Source organism: Bradyrhizobium sp. SYSU BS000235 (assembly GCF_049747295.1).
GTDB lineage: Bacteria > Pseudomonadota > Alphaproteobacteria > Rhizobiales > Xanthobacteraceae > Afipia.
Map to the genome: position 1 here is coordinate 1,347,578 of NZ_JBMHJM010000001.1, position 22,270 is coordinate 1,369,847.

Annotated in this window: 19 protein-coding genes and 1 tRNA gene; 10 read left to right on the plus strand and 10 right to left on the minus strand. The window is 59.6% G+C overall.

Features of this window, described 5'->3' with window-relative positions:
- Positions 1–17: 17 nt before the first annotated feature.
- Entirely contained in the window at positions 18–1,022 is a 1,005-nt protein-coding gene (locus ACP0KA_RS06175) for a DUF6538 domain-containing protein (RefSeq protein WP_424627959.1), read from the minus strand.
- 1,411 nt (positions 1,023–2,433) lie between these two features.
- Here ACP0KA_RS06175 and ACP0KA_RS06180 point away from each other — a divergent pair.
- Together ACP0KA_RS06180 and ACP0KA_RS06185 are read left to right on the plus strand one after the other, a co-directional pair.
- The gene (locus ACP0KA_RS06180; RefSeq protein WP_424627960.1) at positions 2,434–4,227 is read left to right on the plus strand and encodes a site-specific DNA-methyltransferase; all 1,794 of its coding nucleotides are present in this window, start codon (positions 2,434–2,436) and stop codon (positions 4,225–4,227) included.
- A gap of 4 nt (positions 4,228–4,231) precedes the next feature.
- Positions 4,232–6,832 (plus strand): DEAD/DEAH box helicase, encoded by a 2,601-nt coding sequence (locus tag ACP0KA_RS06185; RefSeq protein WP_424627961.1) that lies wholly within the window; start codon positions 4,232–4,234, stop codon positions 6,830–6,832.
- 165 nt (positions 6,833–6,997) lie between these two features.
- Here the strand turns inward: ACP0KA_RS06185 and ACP0KA_RS06190 are convergent, their stop codons facing one another.
- The gene (locus tag ACP0KA_RS06190) at positions 6,998–7,669 is read right to left on the minus strand and encodes a recombinase family protein (RefSeq protein ID WP_424627962.1); all 672 of its coding nucleotides are present in this window, start codon (positions 7,667–7,669) and stop codon (positions 6,998–7,000) included.
- Positions 7,670–7,797: 128 nt separating this feature from the next.
- Between ACP0KA_RS06190 and ACP0KA_RS06195 the strand changes: the two genes are divergently transcribed.
- From ACP0KA_RS06195 to ACP0KA_RS06205, 3 genes are all read left to right on the plus strand, one after another.
- Positions 7,798–8,490, plus strand: coding sequence for a hypothetical protein (locus tag ACP0KA_RS06195; protein WP_424627963.1), 693 nt, complete (start codon positions 7,798–7,800; stop codon positions 8,488–8,490).
- Positions 8,480–8,737, plus strand: a complete 258-nt coding sequence (locus tag ACP0KA_RS06200; protein WP_424627964.1) for a helix-turn-helix transcriptional regulator — start codon at positions 8,480–8,482, stop codon at positions 8,735–8,737. Before ACP0KA_RS06195 ends, ACP0KA_RS06200 begins: the two co-directional genes overlap by 11 nt.
- A 118-nt stretch (positions 8,738–8,855) precedes the next feature.
- On the plus strand, positions 8,856–9,758 hold the full coding sequence (locus ACP0KA_RS06205; protein WP_424627965.1) for a tyrosine-type recombinase/integrase: 903 nt from the start codon (positions 8,856–8,858) through the stop codon (positions 9,756–9,758).
- 83 nt (positions 9,759–9,841) lie between these two features.
- Here ACP0KA_RS06205 and ACP0KA_RS06210 read toward each other — a convergent pair.
- Both ACP0KA_RS06210 and ACP0KA_RS06215 read right to left on the minus strand, forming a co-directional pair.
- A tRNA-Glu gene (locus ACP0KA_RS06210) sits at positions 9,842–9,916 on the minus strand.
- Between the two features lie 161 nt (positions 9,917–10,077).
- On the minus strand, positions 10,078–10,410 hold the full coding sequence (locus tag ACP0KA_RS06215) for a hypothetical protein (RefSeq protein ID WP_424627966.1): 333 nt from the start codon (positions 10,408–10,410) through the stop codon (positions 10,078–10,080).
- Here ACP0KA_RS06215 and ACP0KA_RS06220 point away from each other — a divergent pair.
- Complete coding sequence (locus tag ACP0KA_RS06220; RefSeq protein WP_424627967.1) at positions 10,409–11,422, plus strand: RluA family pseudouridine synthase; 1,014 nt, start codon at positions 10,409–10,411, stop codon at positions 11,420–11,422. The two genes, ACP0KA_RS06215 and ACP0KA_RS06220, sit on opposite strands and share 2 nt — an antisense overlap.
- A gap of 228 nt (positions 11,423–11,650) precedes the next feature.
- Positions 11,651–12,547, plus strand: a complete 897-nt coding sequence (gene rpoH / locus ACP0KA_RS06225) for an RNA polymerase sigma factor RpoH (protein ID WP_424627968.1) — start codon at positions 11,651–11,653, stop codon at positions 12,545–12,547.
- A 143-nt stretch (positions 12,548–12,690) separates the two neighbouring features.
- Here the strand turns inward: rpoH and ACP0KA_RS06230 are convergent, their stop codons facing one another.
- Both ACP0KA_RS06230 and ACP0KA_RS06235 read right to left on the minus strand, forming a co-directional pair.
- Complete coding sequence (locus ACP0KA_RS06230; protein ID WP_424627969.1) at positions 12,691–13,116, minus strand: hypothetical protein; 426 nt, start codon at positions 13,114–13,116, stop codon at positions 12,691–12,693.
- A 325-nt stretch (positions 13,117–13,441) separates the two neighbouring features.
- Positions 13,442–13,741, minus strand: a complete 300-nt coding sequence (locus ACP0KA_RS06235; RefSeq protein ID WP_424627970.1) for a hypothetical protein — start codon at positions 13,739–13,741, stop codon at positions 13,442–13,444.
- A gap of 450 nt (positions 13,742–14,191) precedes the next feature.
- Here ACP0KA_RS06235 and ACP0KA_RS06240 point away from each other — a divergent pair, with 450 nt between their 5' ends.
- Positions 14,192–14,410: a hypothetical protein gene (locus ACP0KA_RS06240; RefSeq protein ID WP_424627971.1), complete on the plus strand. Its 219-nt coding sequence runs from the start codon at positions 14,192–14,194 to the stop codon at positions 14,408–14,410.
- A 131-nt stretch (positions 14,411–14,541) separates the two neighbouring features.
- On the opposite strand, the gene ACP0KA_RS06245 is transcribed toward ACP0KA_RS06240, so the two are convergent.
- The 3 genes from ACP0KA_RS06245 to ACP0KA_RS06255 form a co-directional block, all read right to left on the minus strand.
- Positions 14,542–15,177 (minus strand): formyltransferase family protein, encoded by a 636-nt coding sequence (locus tag ACP0KA_RS06245; protein WP_424627972.1) that lies wholly within the window; start codon positions 15,175–15,177, stop codon positions 14,542–14,544.
- Between the two features lie 54 nt (positions 15,178–15,231).
- Positions 15,232–16,791, minus strand: a complete 1,560-nt coding sequence (locus ACP0KA_RS06250) for a hypothetical protein (protein ID WP_424627973.1) — start codon at positions 16,789–16,791, stop codon at positions 15,232–15,234.
- An 85-nt stretch (positions 16,792–16,876) separates the two neighbouring features.
- The gene (locus ACP0KA_RS06255) at positions 16,877–18,169 is read right to left on the minus strand and encodes an adenylosuccinate synthase (RefSeq protein ID WP_424627974.1); all 1,293 of its coding nucleotides are present in this window, start codon (positions 18,167–18,169) and stop codon (positions 16,877–16,879) included.
- 263 nt (positions 18,170–18,432) lie between these two features.
- Here ACP0KA_RS06255 and ACP0KA_RS06260 point away from each other — a divergent pair, with 263 nt between their 5' ends.
- Both ACP0KA_RS06260 and ACP0KA_RS06265 read left to right on the plus strand, forming a co-directional pair.
- On the plus strand, positions 18,433–19,344 hold the full coding sequence (locus tag ACP0KA_RS06260; protein WP_424627975.1) for a DMT family transporter: 912 nt from the start codon (positions 18,433–18,435) through the stop codon (positions 19,342–19,344).
- A gap of 110 nt (positions 19,345–19,454) precedes the next feature.
- A complete protein-coding gene (locus tag ACP0KA_RS06265) occupies positions 19,455–20,393 on the plus strand; it encodes a DMT family transporter (RefSeq protein ID WP_424627976.1) in 939 nt (312 codons plus the stop codon).
- A 171-nt stretch (positions 20,394–20,564) separates the two neighbouring features.
- Here ACP0KA_RS06265 and ACP0KA_RS06270 read toward each other — a convergent pair whose 3' ends face one another.
- Positions 20,565–22,253: a methyl-accepting chemotaxis protein gene (locus ACP0KA_RS06270; protein ID WP_424627977.1), complete on the minus strand. Its 1,689-nt coding sequence runs from the start codon at positions 22,251–22,253 to the stop codon at positions 20,565–20,567.
- Positions 22,254–22,270: the final 17 nt, after the last annotated feature.

A 22,270-nucleotide genomic window follows, 5' to 3' on the forward strand; every position in this document is an offset into this window, starting at 1 on the left:
GCTCGCCGATTGGCTCCCTATGGTGCCTTTCCGGACAGTAGTCCAATCAGTGGAAACCAAAACGCAGCCTCACCGCCACCACCGGCAGGCCGCTCTTGGTCCGCATAAACCGGCGACGTGAAGATGGCCTTGATCTCTCCAAGTCGCAGATCACCATGAAGCTCCTTGAAGTACCGGACAGCCTGCTCCGCCTCGGTCACCGTGTTGGCATTTGGTTTCTTGGCATTATGGGCCGAACCACCGGCAGCCCATGACGCCAGCGCTTCTGAGAGCTTTGGCCCTAGCTCACCAGTAGGCTGTTTGGTCACCACCGGGGTCGGAATGATGTCGCCCCGCTGCCTCTTGTTTATCGCGTCATAGGCTCGCACGTGAGCTTCAAGGACTACGAGGGCTGCCTGCTGAAACTCTGGCGTTGATCTATCCCAATGGATGCCGCGTTTCCTTAGTTCGATACTGGTTTCTGGATAAACGATCGTCGGGTCACGCCGGGCGTAGGCTTCACGGTAATCGTTTTGAAATTCCAGAGCGGCCTCGCCATAAACGTGCCAATGATCAGCGGACATTCCCATTTGAGTACTGGGCGGCACCTTCACGAGATCGGGCCATTGCGCTCGTTCTTCCGGCGTTTGCAAATGCCTGCGATCATCGCCGTCCATCCGTTCGGCATCGTCGTCAGCGAGGAGACCCGCAAAGACATCATCGCCCAACTGCTTAAAGTCGAGAGCCCCGGACTGCACCGCGACGGTGCTGGTGCGTGGCGTGAGGGCTTTCACAGCCGCATCGAACAACTCGGTCGCCTTTAATGCCTCGTGATGATCGCGCCGTTTCGCTTCCTTCAGTTCCTTCGTTGCGAGTGAGCGAACGAGCTCGCGCTTGAAGCAGTGCGTTTTAGGGTTGATGAGATCAGGGAAAGCATCACGCATGTGAGCGGGCACGGGCTTCCCGGCTAGCGCCTCAGGCAGCCTTTTGCGAAACTCGTAGGTGCCAGACGCACGCCGCTGCATATAACTCAAAGCCGCCATTGTGGACCACCTTTGTGGGCTACGTTTGTGTAGCAAGGCGGCCTCTCTAAGCTTATGATTGCTTAGAGTTTTCAGCTTTTCAATGGCTTAGATGATGCTGGCGCTCCCTAGGGGACTGCCCCGGCGCTGTCGATTCAATCTCTTAGCGGGAAGTGGGACCCGCTTCTTTTCCACCCAATTGTTAGGCTTTTCGGCCATTGTGTCCCACCGGCCATCGTACAAATTCGAAGTTCTAGGTGAGGCAGCGCCCAGCGAGAGCTGATTGAGCGCAGATATTGCGGCGGGTCTATTTGATGACTGTCCCCGCCGCCGTCTGCAGCTCGCAATATGCCTCTCCTGAGCCGCAGGCGCGATGAGTTGTCAGGGATGCCGGTCCCAACAAAACCGGAGAGCACCGCCGGAGCTTCACCTTCCGACGGCCCGACTGCCCGAGCGCGGGCTGAGGGATAGCGAGGACCTCGAACCCCAGTGTTTGTCACGTGTATGCGTGGCGGGGAGCGGCCGGCCACCGATAAAAGGCAGTCCTCGGAAAACGGTGCTGGGAAGCGCTCCCTTCACTCCGCTCCTCTCCTCAGATTCTGGGGAGGGGGAGGTCGCGGAAGGCGGACTGTTGGCTTGGAGAACCGAAATGCCGAGAAATCGAGAACGAGTTTGTTTGCAGGACGGACTTAAGCTGAACCTTTGCCAGCTAATACGGCAGGGACTGGTCCAACGCGGGCGTTACAGTGCTCCTGTCGGCGTTCGGTGGACACACAGCTATTGGGGCGAAGTCGCCTCTGGGACCATTTCTGCGGATTTAACCGGCCATCAGGGTTGGCTACAAATCTGTATTGGGAATTTGAACCAGCGCATCAGACTCGCATGTGAGCCACGGCATTTCGGCGGCGTTCAATGGTACTTTGTTTGCCCGGCACGAAACCGATTGGCTTCCGTACTCTGGAAGCCTTCGGGAGCGACCAAGTTCTGTAGCCGTCAGACATGGCAGCGGCAGGTCGCATATCAATCGCAATTCAGCGATGCCACCGGCCGGGCGCATTTAGGGCAGGCGCGCATAAAAGCACGCCTCATCCGGGATTTGGACCCTGACGATTGGGACTTGCCGCCTAAACCGAAATGGATGCGGTGGCGCACTTATGACCGCTACACCGAACGCCATGACCACTACGCCGCCATCCTCGATTATGGCTGTGCCGCTCTGGTAGCAAAATGGATGAATAGATAATCGACAATGAAATCAATGGATCAATCAAAGTTAGCCTACAGATTTCGATTCCCACAGCCTAGAGGTTATGCACACTCCCAGCCGAGTCATCCAGGACGTCGATTCCCAGAGTGACCGCTGCTGGTCGGCGTTGCATGGTGGCGCGGCGGCTGATTCTATGTCGGTCTGGGTGAGTTGGGGGCAAGCGACGTGACGGAACTGAACTTCAAAGGCAAGGAATTCGTGTACAACCATCATCTGGCGGTGCCCTTCCGTCCCCTCGTACCTCATCCGAAGAAAGGCATCGGGCCGGTCGCGCTCGACGGCAACCTGATCATCCACGGCGACAACCTGCACGCCCTGAAGGCGCTGTTGCCGATATACGCCGGGAAAGTGGACTGCATTTTCATCGACCCACCCTACAACACCGGGAACGAGGGCTGGGCTTACAACGACAACGTCAACGCCCCGATGATCAAGGAATGGCTCAATGCCAATCCCGTCGGCATCGAGGACGGCCTGCGCCATGACAAGTGGTGCGCGATGATGTGGCCGCGCCTCCGGATGCTGCATGAGCTACTGACCGACGAAGGTAGCTTCTGGATGACGCTGGATGACAATGAAGTTCAGCACGGACGAGCAATTCTCGATGAGATATTTGGAGCGGATAAATTCATTGCTTGTTGTGTTTGGCAAAAGCGTTACTCACGAGAGAATCGCGAAGCCATAGGGGACGTTCACGACTACGTGTTGGTCTACTCAAAAGCGCCGGGCGCATTCAAGGCTCTTCGGAACAAGGTGTCGCCAACGGAAGATCAACTCCAAGTTTATGGGAATCCAAACAACGATCCGCGAGGCCGATGGCGTGGCATTCCGATGACGGCGCAAGGTTTTCGGAAGAATCAGATGTATCCAATCACTACGGATACTGGCGTCGTGCATCGTCCCCCAGAAGGTCGTTGTTGGAGTATGGTGGAATCCGAGTTCAATCTACTTCGCGCACAAGGTCGAATTTGGTTTGGCAAAGATGGAAACAGCCAGCCAAGCGTAATCCGCTACCTCGATGAGGTTGGAGGCTTTGTTCCTTGGACTTGGTGGCCCAGCACCGAGGTTGGGCACACAGACGAAGCAAAGAAGGAAATGCATGCGATCTTTGGGCGCGAAGATGCATTCCCAACCCCCAAGCCTCTTCGCCTCCTTTCACGTATTGTCGAAATTGCCACAAAGAAAGATGCGGTTGTTTTGGATTCTTTTGCTGGGTCTGGTACGACCGCCCATGCTGTCCGCGAAGCTAACAAGCGTGATGGTGGTAATCGGCGTTTCATCCTCGTGGAAATGGAGGATTATGCCGACAAGCTGACCGCCGAGCGGGTCCGACGCGTCATCAAGGGTTATAAATCCGAGGGGACACAAAAGACCGAATTGCTCCGTGAAAGCCTGAACTGGCGGGCGATTGAGCGAGCCGACGATCTTGTCCAGCGGGTCAAGGGTATCGAGAATCTGGAAGGCCCAGACTTCGACCGCATCACCAAGCAGGTGAAGGACGGCGAACTGGTCGTCACAGGCGAAAAGACGGTGACGGAGCGCGCCGAGGGTCTTGGGGGCGAATTCACTTATTGCACGCTCGGCGATCCCGTCGAGCTCGACAAGGTTTTGAGCGGAAAATCGTTGCCGCCCTATCCGGCCATCGGTGCCGCGCTGTTCCACATGGCGACCAATCAAGCGCTCGATCCGCAGGCGATCCGCCAGAAGGATTTCTATCTCGGCGAAACCGAAAGCCAGCATGTCTGGCTGATCTACAAGCCCGACCTCGACTGGCTGAAGACTCCAGACGCGGCGCTGACGCTGGCCCGCGCCAAGGCATTCGCAGAGGCCAAGCCGGGCAAACGGCATCTTGTCTTTGCCCCCGCCCGGTTCGTCAGCCAGAAGATGCTGACCGAGCAGAACGTGCCCGTGGAGTTCGTGCCACTGCCGTTCGCGCTTTACCGCATTGACCGGAGCTGACGGCATGTTCCGGGATCTCGATTATCAGAGCCGGGTGATCTCGACGCTCGACGCCTACCTCGATGTCCTGAAGGACAAGAAAAAGGAAGCGGACGAAATCGAGGAGCTTGGTGCGACCAAGCCGCATCTGAAGTTACCAATCCCCGACTTCGCCAAAGAGACATGGGACACGCTGAAGGAGGGCGGCAAGTTGCCTGCTTCACGTGCCAGTATTCCGTTCTCGCCCCGGATAGACGGACGCCAGCGGCCGGTGCCCAACGTCGTGCTCAAGGTACCGACCGGTGGCGGCAAGACATGGCTTGCGGTGTCCGCCGTGTCGCGCGTCATGGGTAAATACCTCGACCGCAATACCGGGTTCGTCCTGTGGATCGTGCCGAACGAGGCGATTTACACCCAGACCTTGAAGCATCTGAAGGATCGCCAGCATCCCTATCGGCAGGCGCTCGAACGTGCCGCCGCCGGCCGTGTCCGGATCATGGAAAAGACGGATCGGCTCGACGCCCGCGACGTCGAAACCAATCTCTGCGTCATGCTGCTGATGCTGCAATCTGCGAACCGCGAGACGCAGGATTCCCTGAAGATGTTCCGGGACCGGGGTGACGTCCACGGCTTCTTCCCGCCGGAGGGTGAGCAGCAAGCCCATCAGGCCGCACTCGTTCAGACGCCGAACCTCGACGCCTATGACGGCATGTTCCCGATGGTGAAGGATTCGCTTGGCAATGCTCTGCGGATTATTCGGCCGATGGTGGTGCTCGACGAGGGCCACCGCGCGATTTCTGATCTCGCATTCCGGACGCTCTACGGTTTCAATCCTTGCTTCGTGCTGGAACTGACAGCCACCCCATTGGATGTGCAGCCGCGCGGCGGCAAGAATCCGCGCGAAGCCCGTTACGCCAATGTCCTCGTCGAAATCACGGGACGCGATCTCGATCGCGAAGGCATGATCAAGATGCCGCTCAACCTCGACCCACGGCAGGGGACCGACTGGAAGGCGACATTGAGTGCGGCAATGGATCGGCTGAAAAGCCTCGACCGTGACGCGCGGAAACTGAAAGCTAATACTGGACGCTATATGCGCCCGATCATGCTGATTCAGGTGGAGCGCACTGGGACTGATCAACGCTCCAGCAAGCACATCCATGCAGAAGACGTGAAGGACTGGCTTCTCACGGCCGGTTTCGACGCCGCCGAAATCGCCATCAAGACGGCTGAGCAGAACGACCTGAACCAGCCTGAAAATCAGGACCTGTTGTCGCCGACCAACCGTATCCGGGCGATCATCACCAAGCAGGCCTTGCAGGAAGGGTGGGACTGCCCGTTCGCCTATGTCCTATGCGCGCTTGCCGCTAGTTCCAACCTCAACGCGATGACCCAGTTGATCGGCCGCATCCTTCGCCAACCCGGCGCACTGAAAACAGGGGTCGGCGCGCTGGACGAATGCCACGTCATCACCCACCACGCCAAGACCGCCGACGTCGTTGATGCGATTAAGGACGGCCTCGAACAGGACGGCCTTGGCGACCTCGTGCTGCAAGTGTCCCAGGAGGACTCAAAAAAGTCGGGCAAGGGATCCCGGAAGATCAAACGTCGCCCGGCTTTTTCATCGCACCAGATTTATCTACCCAAGGTTCTGTTGGTCGATGCCGACGAGGTCCGCGACCTCGACTACGAAACCGACGTGCTGTCCTGTATCGACTGGCGCGGATTCGATCCGAAGGACGTCGCCGAGCGCATTCCGGAGAATGCGCAGGCGGCGGAAAGCCAGCTTCAGCGGATTCGTCTCACCGACGATGGCGACGAATTATTCGTCGGCGAAACCGTGGCGGCGAATTCGGAAGTGTTGGCTTTCGATCCCGCCCACGCCGTTCGGATGATCTCCGACCTCGTGCCGAATCCCTTCGTCGGCCGCGAAATCGTTGGCCGCCTGCTGGCCGCGCTGCGCAAGCGGGGCTTCGATGACACCAAGCTCGGCGCCGTTGCGAGCCTCATCGTCGAAGAATTCCGGAAGGGGTTGGACAAGGAACAGACCGCACGGGCCGAAGCCCTGTTCAAGACCGATGTCGCGACGGGACGCATTCAGTTTCGGCTACGCCTCGATGGTCGAAACTGGCAAATGCCGTTCGAAAGCGAGACCAATCAACCAGAGGGTGCGCGCGTGCTTGTCGGCAAGGACGGCAACCCCGTCCAGCGAAGCCTGTTCTCTCCGGTCTATGAAGATGACTACAATGGCGAGGAACGCGACGTCGCGGTTTATCTCGATGGCGACGCCGCCCTCAGTTGGTGGCATCGGAACGTGGCCCGGTCGCAATATGCGGTGCAGGGCTGGCGCAAGGCGAAAATCTATCCCGACTTCATCTTCGCGGTCAGCCGCAAGGACGGATCATCGCGGATTACCGTTCTCGAAACCAAGGGTGACCAACTCGACAACCTCGATACGGCCTACAAGCGCGACGTCTTGAGCTTTATGTCGAAGAACTTCAGTTGGGACAGCACCGTCCCGGCCGGCACGTTGGAGTTGGTCAAGAACACCGGCGAGACGGTCGATATGACGCTGGCTTTGATGAGCGAATGGGAATCGAAGTTGCCGAATTATCTGAAGCCATAGGGCGAGCGCCGCGCCCTCCCGTCCTCAGAGGGCCATCCGGCAAGCTTTCCATGTCGTGCGGGAACGTCGGAATGCCAGAGCGGATGAAGCCTGTTGTGATGGGCACGCCTTCACACCCTTGTGCCCGAAACTGATCCCGTGGGAATTAAGAGATGCGTCTTTAACTTACGCGAATTTACCATCTGACGTGGCATGTGCCGATCTGATCCTACTCAGCACTCGCAAGACAGTTTGAGCGTGCCAAGCGCCACCCGACACAGTAGGCGTCTTTCTGGCTGTTAACGCTGCTGCCATTTGCCGTGCCGACAAACCCGCAGCTTGCATATCGCAGACCAACGGTGCGAGCTCCATTGCTCGTTTGCGCGCTGCTTCTCGGTACGCAGGGGCTAAGCATTCTGCGCCATAACGGCCCAGCTTGACTCCCTTTCGCTTGGCTGCCTGCAACGCCGCCCTTGTTCTCTCCCCGATCATCTCCCGCTCATGTTGCGCCACCGCTGCCAGAATGTGGATTGTGAGTTTATTTGCATGCGGGTTATCGACAGCAACAAATTCAACGCCAGCGTCCATGAGTTGGGCAATAAACGCTAGGTTTCGCGATAAGCGGTCCAATTTAGCGATTACCAGCTTGGCCTTGTGCTTCCGGCATGCCGCAAGGGCCTTTGCCAATTGCGGGCGTTCATTACGTTTGCCCGTTTCAACTTCGGTAAATTCGAGCCCGGCCCCCAATGCTGAGCCATTTAGGAACTCTTGGACTGCCTTTCGCTGAGCCTCTAAGCCTAAACCCGAACGCCCCTGACGATCCGTCGAAACGCGATAATAGGCAACGAATCCCCCCATCTGCCCCCTCCCCTGTCACACGCAAACCAACGATTGCCTGTTGCATCCATCCGTGTTTTACACAAATGAGCCTTGCGGGCAACTAGCCATTCGTGCTAAGCACAAATGGCGAACGCGGCAGAGGTGCCATGGCTACACCCGGCGAATTGGTGAAATGCGTTGCAGAAGCTCTGGGAATTCCAGAGCCGACGGTGGTGCTTTACGACCGCGTGCTTGCGGAAAACGGACTACGGTCGAAAGGCGGGCGCGGAACGAGCGCCGCGAAAGTCACTTCGGGCGATGCCGCCAACCTGCTAATTGCGATTCTCGCCTCGCCGGTCTCGGGCAGCTCGATCAAAGCTGCGACGGAAGTGTGCAAGATTTACGGGCAGCTCCCCCTAAAGCTGGGACACGACACCGACAATCGGGAAACCTGCAGCAAACTAGGATTTCCGACGCTCGCACGGATGCCACGCTCTCACACGTTCCGCGAGGCTGTAGCTACGCTTATCGAGGGGGCCATTCTCGGTGAAGAGCTATTCGTTCCTAATGAAGAGGACGAAAGCGACCCGCTGACCGGACCTGACATGGATTGGTTCGTCGGGATTGAAATCGACGGTCCCGATCCTTGGACGCAAATAATTGCTGACGGATCAATGGGCACTCGCGATGTCTTTGCTCGGTTCGTCTTTCACAACCACAAGAAAGTGCCTCCGAGCAAGAGGAGGCTAAGGCCAAGGTCGCAACGCCCTGGTGGCGATATGAGCCAGAACCGACGCATCTCGTATAAGACTATTCGCAGAGTTGGCCAGCTTCTAGCGGAGACGGTCCATGAACGATAATCGAACCGAGGCTAGATTAAGTTCGACGGTGCCCCCTCGCGGTCTCTCACGATCCGAAGCCGCGTCTTATATCGGGATTTCTCCCTCGTTATTCGACCAAATGGTTCATGACGGAAGGATGCCACCTCCGAAGCGCATCAACAGCAGGACCGTATGGGATCGCGTGAGACTCGATCAAGCCTTCGATTGTCTGCCTGAAGGCGACAACGAAAATCCTTGGGATGTTATAGGGTCGCGTCATGGTTAGGGTCCGCTTCCGCTTTGTTGTCGAGGATGTTGATCGCCACGGCAACGTCCGTTTGTACTTTCGGCGGCGCGGCGAGCCTAAGGTTCGACTTCCCGGCCTGCCCGGCTCAGAAGAATTTATGGCGGCCTATCAAGAAGCGCTCAGCCGAACCGCCACGACCAATGCAATCAAGCGGCGACTAGATGCCGGAAGCTTTGGTTATCTCTGCAGGCAATATTTTACGAGCCAAACCTTTAAGGCGCTTGATGAAAGCACCCGCAAATGGCGGCGGCGAGCGCTAGACGAAATCGCGATTGAGCATGGGGACAAGCCGGTTGCGAAGATGCAGGCCAAGCATGTTCGTCAATTGCGCGACGAAAAGGCCGATAAGCCGGGAGCCGCGAGGAACCGATTGAAGGCACTTCGAGCGCTGTTCCGGTGGGCAATCGAGAACGATCAGGCTCCGCACGATCCGACGCGGGACATCAAACCTGTGCCGCATCCCACCGTCGGTCACCACACTTGGACGTTGGAGGAAATAACGGCCTTCGAAGATCGCCACGCAATCGGTTCAAAGGCACGGCTGGCAATGTGTCTGCTGCTCTATACAGCCTGCCGCCGCGAGGACGTGGTTAGGCTCGGTCCTCAACACATTCGCAACGGGCGCATTCAATACCGGCAGGCAAAGAACGAGCATCGCAATCCAATCGACTTGGATATTCCCGTTCACGCAGACCTCGCTAAGACCATCGCCGCAACCCCGACGCGACACCTGACCTTCCTTGTTACAGAATATGCAAAACCGTTTTCGGTCGCTGGGTTCGGAACCAAATTCCGCGACTGGTGCAATCAAGCGGGGCTTCCGCATTGCTCGGCGCACGGCCTGCGAAAGGCGACAGCCGCTCGCTTGGCGGAGCGTGGCGCGTCACCCCACGAGATCATGGCGGTTACCGGCCATCGCTCATTGGAAGAGGTGGAGAGGTACACACGCGCCGCTCGGAAGACCGAGCTAGCAAATTCCGCAATGTCGAAGCTCAAATGAGGAACATCATGTGTCCCACTCAGAGCACCCGGTGGGACCTTTAGGAGAAAAAACGATGAAAGATCAAAGCGGATTCGAAAGGCTGGCGCTCCCTAGGGGAATCGAACCCCTGTTTCAGCCTTGAGAGGGCCGCGTCCTAACCGCTAGACGAAGGGAGCAAGCGCGAAGGGCTAGGGAATAACCTTGAAACGCCGCTGCCGCAAGGTGCGTCGCGACATCTCCTGCATTCCCCGCGGCTTTTTGGCCGGACTGGTTACTTGCCGGCTTGAAGGGCCAGTTCCCGCGCACCAAGGGAGCCTTGCCCCCGCAAATCAGCGCCTTACGGCTCGTTCGCAAATCTGAGCCGGCCGGCCGGCTTCAGCGTTTTGGCGTCAAAGGTGCGGATTTCGGTCACGCCGCCGATATCGACCGTCACCGCCAGCCGGTCGCCGGCGGCAGCCGTCGCCACGATCCGGGCGCCCTTCGGCAGGGTGGCCGTGATGTCGACGATCGAGGCACTTCCATCCGTCTTGAAAAGACGGTAGCCGATGACAACCAGCAGCGCGCCGACGCCGACCGCGGTGGTCAGGCCGGCAATCAGCATCATCCGGCGCACCCGCGCGATCAGGGCAGCTTGCTCAGGGGTCGGATCGGGCGCAACAGTTTCAGTCATGCAAGACTCTTTTGAAAACGAGACGAACCGCCATGAAGTGACGGTGGCGGGCGATGAAGGATCCCGGCGGCTGGATCGCGTGCTGGCGCTGCGCAGCCCGGATCTGTCCCGCTCGCGCCTGAAGGCGCTGATCCTCGCCGGCCAGGTGAGCATCGGGGCCAATCCGGTGCGGGACCCCGCTTATCATGTCAATGCCGGGGATACGATCACAATCGACGTGCCCCCTGCCGCGGCCGCCGAGCCCGAGGGCGAGGATATCCCGCTCGACATCGTCTTCGAGGACGACGACATCATCGTCATCAACAAGCCGAGCGGGCTCGTGGTCCATCCCGCCGCGGGACATGACAGCGGCACCCTGGTGAACGCGCTGATTGCCCACTGCGGCGCCAGCCTTTCGGGCATCGGCGGCGTCAAGCGGCCCGGCATCGTGCACCGCCTCGACAAGGACACCACCGGCCTGATGGTGGTCGCCAAGAACGACCGCGCCCATCAGTCGCTGTCGGCGCAATTCGCGGACCACGGCCGCACCGGTGAAATGCGCCGCGGCTACATGGCCTTCGCCTGGGGCTCGCCCGGTCGGCAGCGCGGCACCATCGACCAGCCGATTGACCGGCATCCTTATAACCGCGAGAAAATGGCGGTCCGCCAGGGCGGCCGCGACGCCGTGACCCATTGGGAGGTCTTGGAGACCTTTGCGGGCAAGGACGGCAAGCCGGTCGCCTCCCTGCTCGCCTGCCAACTCGAGACCGGCCGCACCCACCAGATCCGCGTCCACCTCGCCCACCTCGGCCATCCCCTGATGGGAGACGAGGTGTACGGCTCGGGATTCAAAACCAAAGCCGGTCAACTCGGCCCGCAAAGCCAGGCGGCGCTGGCATCATTGGGCCGGCAGGCGCTCCATGCATATTTGCTGGTCCTGGAACATCCGGCGAGCGGAGAAATTCTTCATTGGGAGTCGCCGCTGCCGGAGGATTTGGTTCTTCTCGAGGCCGCACTCCGTAGCACAAGCTAATCGCAAGCCAATTCGGGCGCGCCAAAAAGCCGCATGGTTACATAGATTTAACCAGCGTCACAAGAACGTGACCCCTATTTGTTCTTCCCCCGGCGGCCTCGTTTAGTGTATGTTGCACCTGCGCTCGGGATTGGCCCGGGCGGAACATTGCAGCGCCGCTGGCTTTGACACAGCAGCAGGCTTGCCTGGCTCGCCGCTACCGGGGGCCTGAACAATGGAGGGCGCAATATGGCCCGTGCCGCCACACTTCCGGTTCTCAATGGAGAATCCGGCCTCGCTCATTACCTCGCCGAAATTCGCAAATTCCCGATGCTTGAGCCGCAAGAGGAATACATGCTGGCCAAGCGTTGGCGCGAGCATGATGATCGCGATGCGGCGCATAAGCTCGTCACCAGCCACCTGCGACTCGTGGCCAAGATTGCCATGGGCTATCGCGGCTACGGCCTGCCGATTTCCGAGGTCGTCTCTGAAGGCAACGTCGGCCTGATGCAGGCGGTGAAACGCTTCGAGCCCGAAAAGGGCTTCCGTCTTGCCACCTACGCAATGTGGTGGATCAAAGCGTCGATACAAGAGTACATCCTGCGTTCGTGGTCGCTCGTCAAAATGGGCACCACCGCGAACCAGAAGAAGCTGTTCTTCAACCTGCGCAAGGCGAAGAGCAAGATCTCCGCGCTTGAAGAGGGCGATATGCACCCCGATCAGGTGAAGCAGATCGCGACCCGCCTCGGCGTTGCGGAGCAGGACGTCATCGACATGAACCGCCGCCTGGGTGGTGACGCGTCGCTGAACGCGCCGATCCGTGACGACGGCGAACCGGGTGAATGGCAGGATTGGCTGGTCGATACCTCGCCCAACCAGGAAGCCATCATGGCGGAAAGCGAGGAGTTCGATCATCGCCGCAACGCGCTGACCGGCGCGATGGGCGTGCTCAACGCGCGCGAACGCCGCATCTTCGAGGCGCGCCGCCTCGCTGATGATCCGATGACGCTGGAAGATCTGGCCGCCGAGTTCGGCGTGTCACGCGAACGCGTGCGTCAGATCGAGGTCCGCGCCTTCGAGAAGGTGCAGGCTGCGGTCAAGAACGCGATCGCCAAGCAGGAACGCGAACTGGAGCCGGCGTATTAATCGCACGCTTCTGACAAATCAAAAGCCGGCCCTTTGGGCCGGCTTTTTTATTGGTGAGAGCACTATCTTGGTTGCGCGAGAACTTTATTTGCCAGAGCACCATCGCCGCGCTCATCGGCTGCGGCCGCACCACAAGTTGCTCTCTAGAGATAATCCCTGAAGTAGGCAGCCAGGCTGTCATCATTATCAACTGCGCCGAAATAAACCGGCTCGTCCATCAGCAGCGCGCTGGCCTGCGACTTGTAATCCGGCGACACATCGTCGACGCCCGGCAGCGGTTGCGCCAGGATATCGCGGTAATTCTTGTAGGCATCGAGGTCGCCGCTGAAGATGCAATTGCAGTGGCCAGGATCCGCATAGACATACCGCGTCACGCCGCCCGCCTTGTGCATGACGAAACGATGCGGCGGTAACGCGTTGAGCGCGCGGCGGCTCGCGTCATCATTGGCGAACCGCACCCGAAACCCTGCGGACTCCAGATAGAATCCGTTCTTCTCCAGAAACGCTTTCGTCGGGGCGACATACTGCGCCGCAAGCGGCCATGCCAGCAACGCGAGAAGCAATGTCAATCCGGGCGTTGTTACGAAACGTCGAGATGCGCACCACCGGGCAATCATGAAGACCTTCGCAATCAATTCGAAATGAAATGGGAAATGGAAAATGTCTTGAGCTTCGGCATATTGCCACAGCTCGGAGCAAACGCGAGGCAATATCTGCAACACAGCCGGCGGCTTCGCCGCCAAAGTCTTCCCGCCTTGAGGACGGTTCAAATAAGGAACCGTTCACGCGCCGATCGCAACTCCTTGAAATCAGGTTATGCGCATGACGCAGCCGAACAGCCTCACCGCTTCATGAGAGCTTCGCGTTGAGCAGTGCCGTCAGCACGGCCCGCGATCAATTTACCTTGCCTTCGGGCTTTTTGGCCGCTGTCCCCATCAGAAGCGCGTTGTTCAACGTATCCCGTAAATTGACCGCAGCCGCGGCGGTCATGCGCAAATGTGCGACGGCTTTCACGCGACTCTTGACCTTGCCATGCGGTGCGGCCTCGATGAGTCCGGTTGCCAACATAACGTTGATCAAGCCGCCATTGTTGCCGTAGGTCGGACAGATCTCGCAGAAGATAATCGGCGCATCCATCGTGCCTTCGACGGGAAGGTAATCGGGATCGACAGACACAGAGGGATCTTCAGCCATTGCGACTCCTCGAATTTGTTCTGATGAGAAAAAAAGATGTGAATGAGAAAGGTGCGCGTTCGAGATTTTTTTGGCGGCTTTTCCCGAGCGCATCCCGATTCTGACAGCTGTATGAAGTCATGCACGGTCACGCACAAAATGTCGATGCGACGTCACTAGATGAGATCGGTTCCACGAACAATCACCAAGATTTTCGCCGTCGGCACCTGTCTGAATAAGATGTGAATAGAGCAATTCCACAGTCACATCATCGTATACGGTCCCCGTTTCACGCAGGTGACTCACATCCGCCCTAATACGAAAGCATAGTCCGCACGCTCAATGAGCGAGTGCGATTGGGAATAGTGAAATTCGATTTTCTCATCGTGCTCTCGTTTTTGGAATATCGAAAGTCCGCACGATCCCACGTCAACGTTCGCCGGTGGATCGTGCAAAGATCAGGAGACGAAGATGGTCAACCAGTCGTCGGAAAAATTCGATCCCGATTACGTTGCGACCCTCAGGAAAATCCTGGACGTCGCCGTGGAGCAGATCGCGGCCGAGAATCGCACACCCGCCACCAAGGCGAAGATGGCGCAAACGATCGTACGGGAAGCTGCGGAAGGCGTGACCGACGCCGGGGTCCTGGTGTCGCGGGCTGTCCGCGTCGGCGAGACGCCCGCGGCGTAGACGTCATCTTCCGCTTGCGCGGGGCAGGCGATCAACGACGCCAAGGGGCGTTCGTCATACTGCTCTTAAATTGGAAACAGCTTCGCGTCCCCGCTCCAGCGGGGAAGCCGCGTAAGAATTATCCCAACGATTTACGAGTGCGATGACGCGACCCGCTTCGGTGCGGCGTGCGCAGCACCCGCGTCGAACCGGGGAGCATTCGTCGCGAACTGCTCATCCTGAGGTTTGGCAGGCAATGCACCGTTGGCTTTGGCATGATCGATCACCTGTGCGAGCAGCCTGAGCCCCAGCGGTGCGAGAGCCCTCTCCCACAATTCGCGAGCCGTCTCGCCTTTCTTGACGAAACACCAGTCCTGCATCGCGATGGCGCCGGCATCGAGCCGGTCGGACAGATGATAGATCGTGCCACCTGCAATCGGATCACCTTCCTTGATGGTCCATTCGACCGCGGCGATACCACGGTGCCGCGGCAGCAATGACGGATGATACCCAATGCCGCCATGCTTCGCGACTTTAAGGGCATCGTGGCTGACGCGCGCATGGCTGTGCGCGGTGACAATGAGATCGGTACCGGGTGCAATCTCCGAGGGGACAATGGTTTTCGGCTCAGCCTGCACCACGACCTCGATACCGGCATCGCGTGCGGCAGCGGCAAGCCTGTCCTCTCCATCGGCGACCACGACGCGGATGACATCAACGCCGTGACCGCGCAACATCTTCAATGTCTCGACGCCAAAGTGGCGCGAGCCGGCGAGCGTGATCTTCATGTCATAGCCCCAATATGTTTCTGCGCATGATCTGCCTGGCGAACCGGATCACGCTTATTCACCCCAGGCGGTGAAGGCCTCGTTGAATGCCCGCTCGCCGGGCGCGCCCTTTTCAATGGCAATAATCGATCGGCGCTGGTTCGAGTAGACCAGCGGGATATCAAACCACGAGCGTTCCTTGAGAAGCTGAAGATTACGCGACTTGTCAGCTTCGACATTCGACAATCCGACAAGGAAGAAGCCATCGGTCACCTTGACTGCCAGTCCGGCCAAAGGCGTTCCGCGAGCCTGCTCGTTCGACTTCATCAGGATCCCCGGGACGTTGGCAACCGTGGCCCCGAAATCAGGCGGCAGTTGGAATGTCAGCTCAGCCGTATGGCTCGCCGGGAGCGACGCATCGTTGTTGCGGCGGATCGACAGCGACATCTTGAACTTACGTTCCGGAATTTCGATGTCCGCGCGCACACCGATGTCAGGCGGCTGACCGGCCTGACCCTTGACGGGCTCGGTGCGCCATACCACGGTACCGACGTACTGCTTGCCCTGGGGCGAGGATGGATCTTCGTCGTAAAGCACGACGCGTTGCGCGACCGGCGCAATCTGCGTCGAACCGGGTTGACCGACACGATCCGCGATCTTCGGACGAACGCCATTGTCCTTTGGCGCCTCCGCGACAGGGGTTGGTTTGAGCATCGCCCGAAGCGACGGATAAACCTTCTGGTAGAATAAAAATCCGCCGCCGATCAGAGCGAGCAGCACGAGGACAGCGATAACGGCTTTAACCGGGAAGCGCCGGGCCGGCTTTTCATCCTCATGGACGGCAGCCTGCCCGCGTGGACGGCCGGTCTGCGGCTGGTAGTGCCCCGCCTCTTCAACCGACTCGTCGTAACTGTAAGGTGCCCCTGCGCCGCCGTGCGGATCGCGATCATCCGCCGGCGGAGAGACATTCGAGTAAGTCCGCCGCGCCGAACGATTCGCTTGTGAGGTGGCCCGACCGAGGTCATCGGCATCTGCGACGACATCGCGCATTCGCGGCCCGGAGGGCCCGCCGCCCCCGCGGAAATCCTGCGCGGAATCTGACGCCCGTGCTTCATCGCCTCTTGACCGAGGGCCAAGCGGCGGAGGCACCTGAGGGCGCAATGGCGGCGGCGGAGGATCGGCTCGCAGATTGCGTGGAGGCCGCGACTCCGGCCCCTCGGGGCCGGGACGCGACGACCGCTGGCTCGGTGGAGCCGGGGGCCGCGCGGTGCGTGCGCTTTCCCTCAACGCATCGCCGGGACGCGAACCTTCGCGGCGTGGCGGTGGCGGGGGTAACTCGGCGGGCGGTTCAGCCCCCCGCGAGGATGGACTTTCCGGGCGACTGCGCGGCTGCTCCGGGCGAGCGCCCTCTGCCACCGCGCGCTTGGCTGCATCGGCCTCGACCCTGCGTACGGCATCTTCAAGCGCGAGCCGCTCACGGGTGATTTCGGCTTCGCTCAAGGCCGGCTCAACGCTACGCAGCTGAGCAATCAGCGCCGAGCGAGCCCGCTCATAAAGCGCACGCCGGCTTTCGCCGGGAGCACTGGGGTCCAGTCCGGCGATGGCACGGGCAATCAGCGGGTAGTAGTCAGCCATCCTTGTCCAGTCTGCAGGATTCGGTGAAAATCCTGTTACCTAAAAAACATGATCGTGTCGGAAAACCGAGTCTCCGCCACCACCATTACGCCTCAAACGGATTCTGCACGAGGATAGTATCCTCGCGTTCGGGGCTTGTGGAAAGCAGTGCGATCGGACAACCGACAAGTTCTTCGACCCGGCGCACATATTTGATCGCCTGCGCCGGCAGATCTGCCCATGAGCGGGCATTTGCGGTCGGTTCTTTCCAACCCTCGATCGTCTCATAAATCGGGGTTACGCGGGCCTGAGCCCCCTCGCCGGCGGGGAGATGGTCGATCTCCTTGCCGTCCAGCATGTAGCCTGTGCACACCTGAATTTCATCGAAACCGTCGAGGATATCGAGCTTAGTCAGCGCCAGTCCGCTGATTCCGCTGGTTCGCGCCGTCTGCCGGACCAGCACCGCGTCGAACCATCCGCAGCGGCGCTTGCGGCCGGTGTTGACGCCGAATTCCTTGCCGCGGCGGCCGATCTCGTCTCCGATCGCATCCGTAAGTTCGGTCGGGAAAGGCCCCTGCCCGACGCGCGTCGTGTACGCTTTGCAGATGCCGAGCACATAATCGATCGCGTTCGGCCCCATGCCCGTTCCGGTCGCGGCCTGGGCCGCCACGGTGTTGGAAGAGGTGACGTAAGGGTAAGTCCCGTGGTCGACGTCGAGCAGAGCGCCCTGCGCCCCCTCGAACAGGATGCGCCTGCCCTCGCGCCGCTTGTGATCGAGCAGGTTCCAGACCGAATCCGCAAACGGCAGCACGCGAGGCGCGATTTCGGTCAACTCCTTCAGCAACTCGCCGGCATTGACCTCAGGCAGGCTCAATCCGCGCCGCAGCGCGTTGTGATGCGTCAGGAGACGGTCGATCTTGTGCGGCAGCGTTTGCGGATCGGCGAGATCCATCAGCCGAATCGCACGGCGACCCACCTTGTCTTCATAGGCCGGGCCGATGCCACGCTGCGTCGTGCCGATGGCCGTGGCCTTGTTGGCATTTTCACGAACGGCATCGAGTTCGCGATGCAGCGGCAAAATCAGTGTCACGTTCTCGGCGACGCGCAGGTTGTCCGGCGAGACCGCGACGCCCTGGCTCTTCAGCTTGTCGAGCTCGGTCAGAAACGCCTGGGCGTCGAACACCACGCCGTTGCCGATCACCGACAATTTCGAAGGCCGCAGCACACCGGACGGAAGCAGCGCCAGCTTGTAGGTATTGCCATTGATGACGAGCGTATGGCCCGCATTGTGACCGCCCTGGAAGCGAACGACGATGTCAGCCTGCTCCGACAACCAGTCGACGATCTTGCCTTTTCCTTCGTCGCCCCACTGGGCGCCGACGACGACAACATTGGCCATTTCGAGATGTTCTCCTGCAACCCGCAAATCCGCCGGGGACCCGGCGCCTTGCAGCCAGGGCCGCTCGCATGCGAGGCATGTCACCGGATAACGGATGCGCGCATGGGACGCAAGCAAGAACGGCTGTTGACGCCCCCGCGAGATATAACGCAAATCATTGATATCCCCAATAAAATCCGGGTAACTGGATCGCCTGCAACGCTCGCCCCAATCCCGCCGGAAACATGAACGCTCCCGCCCCCCGAACGGACGCTCCGTGGCTTATGCAACGGCCGTACCTCCTGCTGACCCTTTCCTCCCTGTTCTGGGCCGGCAACATCGTACTCGGCCGGTTTGTGTCATCGAGTTTCCCCCCGATGGCGTTGTCCTTTCTGCGCTGGGGGCTGGCCTGCCTGATCACCTTGCCCTTTGCGTGGTCCGGCCTTCGGGCAGATTGGCCCGTCATCGTCAGGAATGTGCCACTCCTTGCGTTTCTGTCGTTGACCGGTCTCGCCGGTTACAACGCACTCGCCTACCTTGGACTGCAGTCGACCCAGGCCCTCAACGCCCTGCTGATCCAGTCGTCCGGTCCCCTGTTCGTAGCCCTGTGGTCGCTGCTCTTGCTCGGGGTTCGGATCACGTGGTCCCAGGCTGCTGGCATTGTGATCTCGCTCGCAGGCGTTCTCACCATCCTGTCGCGCGGCGATCCGTTCGCTCTGGCATCTATTCACCTGAATACGGGCGACCTGTTCTTCACGCTGGCACTGATCATTTTCGGCCTTTACTCGGTACTGAGCATCAAGCGGCCGAAGATCAATCCTCTTGCCTTCTTCTGCTTTCTGTCGGGCTTTGGCGCGCTGCTCCTGATTCCTGCCGTTGCCATCGAAATCGCCTCCGGCAAAACGCCCGCTCTCACGATCGATAACGGATTGGCTTTGGCCTACGTCGCCGTCTTCCCGTCGACTCTCGCCTATCTGTTTTTCAATCGCGGCGTCGAATTGATCGGCGCAAATCGAGCCGCACCGTTTTTCCATCTCATGCCGGTCTTCGGATCAATCCTCGCCATCATCTTCCTCGGCGAGCGACCGCAGCCGTTTCATGGCGTCGGCTACGCACTGGTGCTCGCCGGCGTGTTCATCGCGGCGCGCCGCCGGGCCATTGCAAAGCGCACCGAAGCACCGGCCAGCACAAACTAGATAAACAAACCGCGTGCTCCGCGATTCCGCATTCTAGCAATCCGGTATTGTCACTTGTCCCGCGGTGAAAAACCGGCAGAACTCAATGGTGATTTCACACAAGAACAATAATGACAGCCGCAGATCCGCCTTCGCTCCAGCCAACTTTCGCCGCGCGGCTGGGTAACCAGCCTTATCTGCTGCTGAGCCTGATGGCGCTGTTCTGGGCCGGGAATATCGTTCTCGGTCGCTATGTCGCGGGGCATGTTCCTCCGTTTGCGCTGACATTCGTTCGTTGGGCCGGTACCTTCCTTGTCGTGATCCCTTTCGCGTGGCCGCATCTGCGGCGTGACTGGCCGACGATGCGGCTCAGTCTGCCGTTGCTGGTGACGTTGTCCGCAACAGGTTTCGCGGTGAACAACGCTTTGTCCTATTGGGGCTTGCAGCACACGCAGGCGCTGAACGCACTGTTGATCCAGTCGTCCGGACCGTTGTTCGTTGCTCTCTGGTCGCTGATCCTGTTCGGGGTTCGGTTGTCCTGGGCGCAGGGCATCGGCATCGTCATCTCGCTGGCCGGCGTGATGGTCATCATTTTACGCGGCAACATTGCCACGCTGGGTGAGATCGAATTCAACGCCGGCGACGTCATGTTCGCGGGAGCGTTGTCCGTTTTCGGGCTTTATTCCGCGCTGATGCCGCGACGGCCAGCGACCAATCCTTTGTCGCTGATCGCCTTCACCACGGGCTGCGGCGCGGTCATGCTGCTGCCACTGGTCGGCTGGGAGATTTCCACCGGCGACACGCTGCACTTCGATGCCTTGACGCTGTCCACCATTGTCTTCGTGGTGATCTTCCCCTCAACGCTCGCCTACCTGTTCTTCAACCGCGGCATTGAATTGATCGGCCCCAATCGCGCAGCGCCGTTTTTTCATCTGGTGCCGGTATTCGGCTCCGTCATGGCGATCGTCTTCCTTGGCGAGAAGCCGGAACTGTTTCACCTGATCGGCTACATCATGGTGGTCGCTGGCATCGTGATTGCCTCCCGCCGGAAAACGACCACACCGCGCTGAACCGCGGGCTGCGACAACGCATCCCGTTTGGTGCACCGCAACGACCCTTGACCCACTCGCAATTTGAGCCGCAATGAACCTGCGATGTCTCTCCCCGCTTGCGGGGAGAGACCAGAGCAAGTTCGGTTCCGATTGAATCCAGAACCACTTGGCTCGAAAACGCTCTCTAAATCACGCTGCGCGAACCTTGCCGAGGAATTCATCCACGGCAGATCGCAGCATCCCGGACTGATTGTCGAGTTCACGCGCACTCGAGAGAACGTCGGATGCTGCTGTGCCGGTGGCCGCAGCTGCAGAACTGACGCCGCCGATGTGATCGCTGATCTCGTTTGATCCGGCTGCGACCGACTGGATATTGCGCGCGATTTCGCGGGTCGCTGCGCCCTGCTCTTCCACTGCGCTCGAGATATTCATCGTAATCTCGCTCATCCGCGAGATCGTCTCGGTGATGCCGCCGATGGCTTGAACTGCCTCGCCGGTCGTCGCCTGCATGGTTGCAACCTGAGCGGAGATTTCCTCGGTGGCCTTGGCGGTCTGGTTCGCGAGCGCCTTCACCTCGGAAGCCACCACCGCGAAACCACGGCCGGCTTCACCGGCGCGCGCAGCTTCAATCGTCGCGTTCAGCGCGAGGAGATTGGTCTGCGCAGCGATGCTGTGGATCAGTTGCACCACCTCGCCGATCTTTTCCGCACCTGCCGACAAAACCTGCACGGTGGCATTGGTGCGCTCGGCGTCACCAACAGCCTTGCTGGCGATCTCATTGGACTGATTGACCTGCCGCGAGATTTCCGCGACCGAGCTCGACAGCTCTTCGGCCGCTGCCGCAACGGTGCTGACGTTGCTGGACGCTTTCTCGGACGCCGAACCGACTGTTGCCGCGCGGGCGCTGGCATCGCTTGCGGTCGACGTCATGGATTGTGCGGTGGTCTGCATTCCGGCCGCTGATGCCGCCACCGAACGGACAATGCCGTTGACGCTGCGCTCAAATTCGCCTGCAAGGCTTTCCATCGCTGCGCGGCGCTCCGCTGCAACCCGTTGCTGTGTTGCCTCTTCGGCCTTTTCCAATTCATTCATGCGCACAGCGTTGTCTTTGAAGACCTGCACAGTCGTCGCCATCTTGCCGATTTCATCGCGGCGGTCGATGCCGGGAATAGGCTGTTCGAGCTGGCCCTCAGCCAGCGTTTTCATGCGGCTTCCAAGGAGTCCCAACGGAAGAGTGATGCTCCGCCCGATCAGCCAGGCCACCGCGCCCGCAAACAGACCGATGATCAGGACAGCAAGGCCCAGGGTCCAGACCACGGGCATCAGCTTCGCGTCGAGATCATCGAGGTAGGCACCCGTTCCGACGAAAAGATTCCAGCCGGGGATCGCAACCGCATAGGACATCTTGCGGATCGGTTCCTTCTCGCCCGGCTTCATGTATTCGTATTTCAGGGTGACATAGCCCTTGGCGGCAACGCCATCGCGCAACTCACGAGTCAATGCACGGCCATTGGTTTTGACATCAATGCGGTTGGTGCCGATTACCTTCGAATCGGGCGCCGAGACGGTCACGCCGTCCATCGTGTACGAAAAGAGATAGCCGTTGCCGTCATCGTACGTCATCGACCGGACGCGATTTGCAAATTCGGCAATCGCGGCATCCTTGGTCAACTGACCCGCGTCAACCTGCTTCTGCAATCCAAGCGCCATATTGCGGGCTGTTTCGACGATGGCATGGGTTTGCTCAACCCGCCCATCCAGCATCAATTTCTGCATGGTATTGGCTGCAAAAGCGCCTGCAGCGAGAAGGCCCAGCAAGGTGACACCCACAAGAACGCCGAGCTTGGCATTGATGGGCAGATTATTGATGAACTTCACGTGACGGCTCCGGAGAC

What these genes read in the sequence shown, in the direction of transcription:
- ACP0KA_RS06175 (WP_424627959.1), bottom strand. Translation starts at nt 1,022, where the DNA reads ATGGCGGCTTTGAGTTATATGCAGCGGCGTGCGTCTGGCACCTACGAG.
- ACP0KA_RS06185 (WP_424627961.1), top strand. Translation starts at nt 4,232, where the DNA reads ATGTTCCGGGATCTCGATTATCAGAGCCGGGTGATCTCGACGCTCGAC.
- ACP0KA_RS06190 (WP_424627962.1), bottom strand. Translation starts at nt 7,669, where the DNA reads ATGGGGGGATTCGTTGCCTATTATCGCGTTTCGACGGATCGTCAGGGG.
- ACP0KA_RS06195 (WP_424627963.1), top strand. Translation starts at nt 7,798, where the DNA reads ATGGCTACACCCGGCGAATTGGTGAAATGCGTTGCAGAAGCTCTGGGA.
- ACP0KA_RS06200 (WP_424627964.1), top strand. Translation starts at nt 8,480, where the DNA reads ATGAACGATAATCGAACCGAGGCTAGATTAAGTTCGACGGTGCCCCCT.
- ACP0KA_RS06205 (WP_424627965.1), top strand. Translation starts at nt 8,856, where the DNA reads ATGGCGGCCTATCAAGAAGCGCTCAGCCGAACCGCCACGACCAATGCA.
- ACP0KA_RS06220 (WP_424627967.1), top strand. Translation starts at nt 10,409, where the DNA reads ATGCAAGACTCTTTTGAAAACGAGACGAACCGCCATGAAGTGACGGTG.
- ACP0KA_RS06215 (WP_424627966.1), bottom strand. Translation starts at nt 10,410, where the DNA reads ATGACTGAAACTGTTGCGCCCGATCCGACCCCTGAGCAAGCTGCCCTG.
- rpoH (WP_424627968.1), top strand. Translation starts at nt 11,651, where the DNA reads ATGGCCCGTGCCGCCACACTTCCGGTTCTCAATGGAGAATCCGGCCTC.
- ACP0KA_RS06235 (WP_424627970.1), bottom strand. Translation starts at nt 13,741, where the DNA reads ATGGCTGAAGATCCCTCTGTGTCTGTCGATCCCGATTACCTTCCCGTC.
- ACP0KA_RS06240 (WP_424627971.1), top strand. Translation starts at nt 14,192, where the DNA reads ATGGTCAACCAGTCGTCGGAAAAATTCGATCCCGATTACGTTGCGACC.
- ACP0KA_RS06245 (WP_424627972.1), bottom strand. Translation starts at nt 15,177, where the DNA reads ATGAAGATCACGCTCGCCGGCTCGCGCCACTTTGGCGTCGAGACATTG.
- ACP0KA_RS06250 (WP_424627973.1), bottom strand. Translation starts at nt 16,791, where the DNA reads ATGGCTGACTACTACCCGCTGATTGCCCGTGCCATCGCCGGACTGGAC.
- ACP0KA_RS06255 (WP_424627974.1), bottom strand. Translation starts at nt 18,169, where the DNA reads ATGGCCAATGTTGTCGTCGTCGGCGCCCAGTGGGGCGACGAAGGAAAA.
- ACP0KA_RS06260 (WP_424627975.1), top strand. Translation starts at nt 18,433, where the DNA reads ATGCAACGGCCGTACCTCCTGCTGACCCTTTCCTCCCTGTTCTGGGCC.
- ACP0KA_RS06265 (WP_424627976.1), top strand. Translation starts at nt 19,455, where the DNA reads ATGACAGCCGCAGATCCGCCTTCGCTCCAGCCAACTTTCGCCGCGCGG.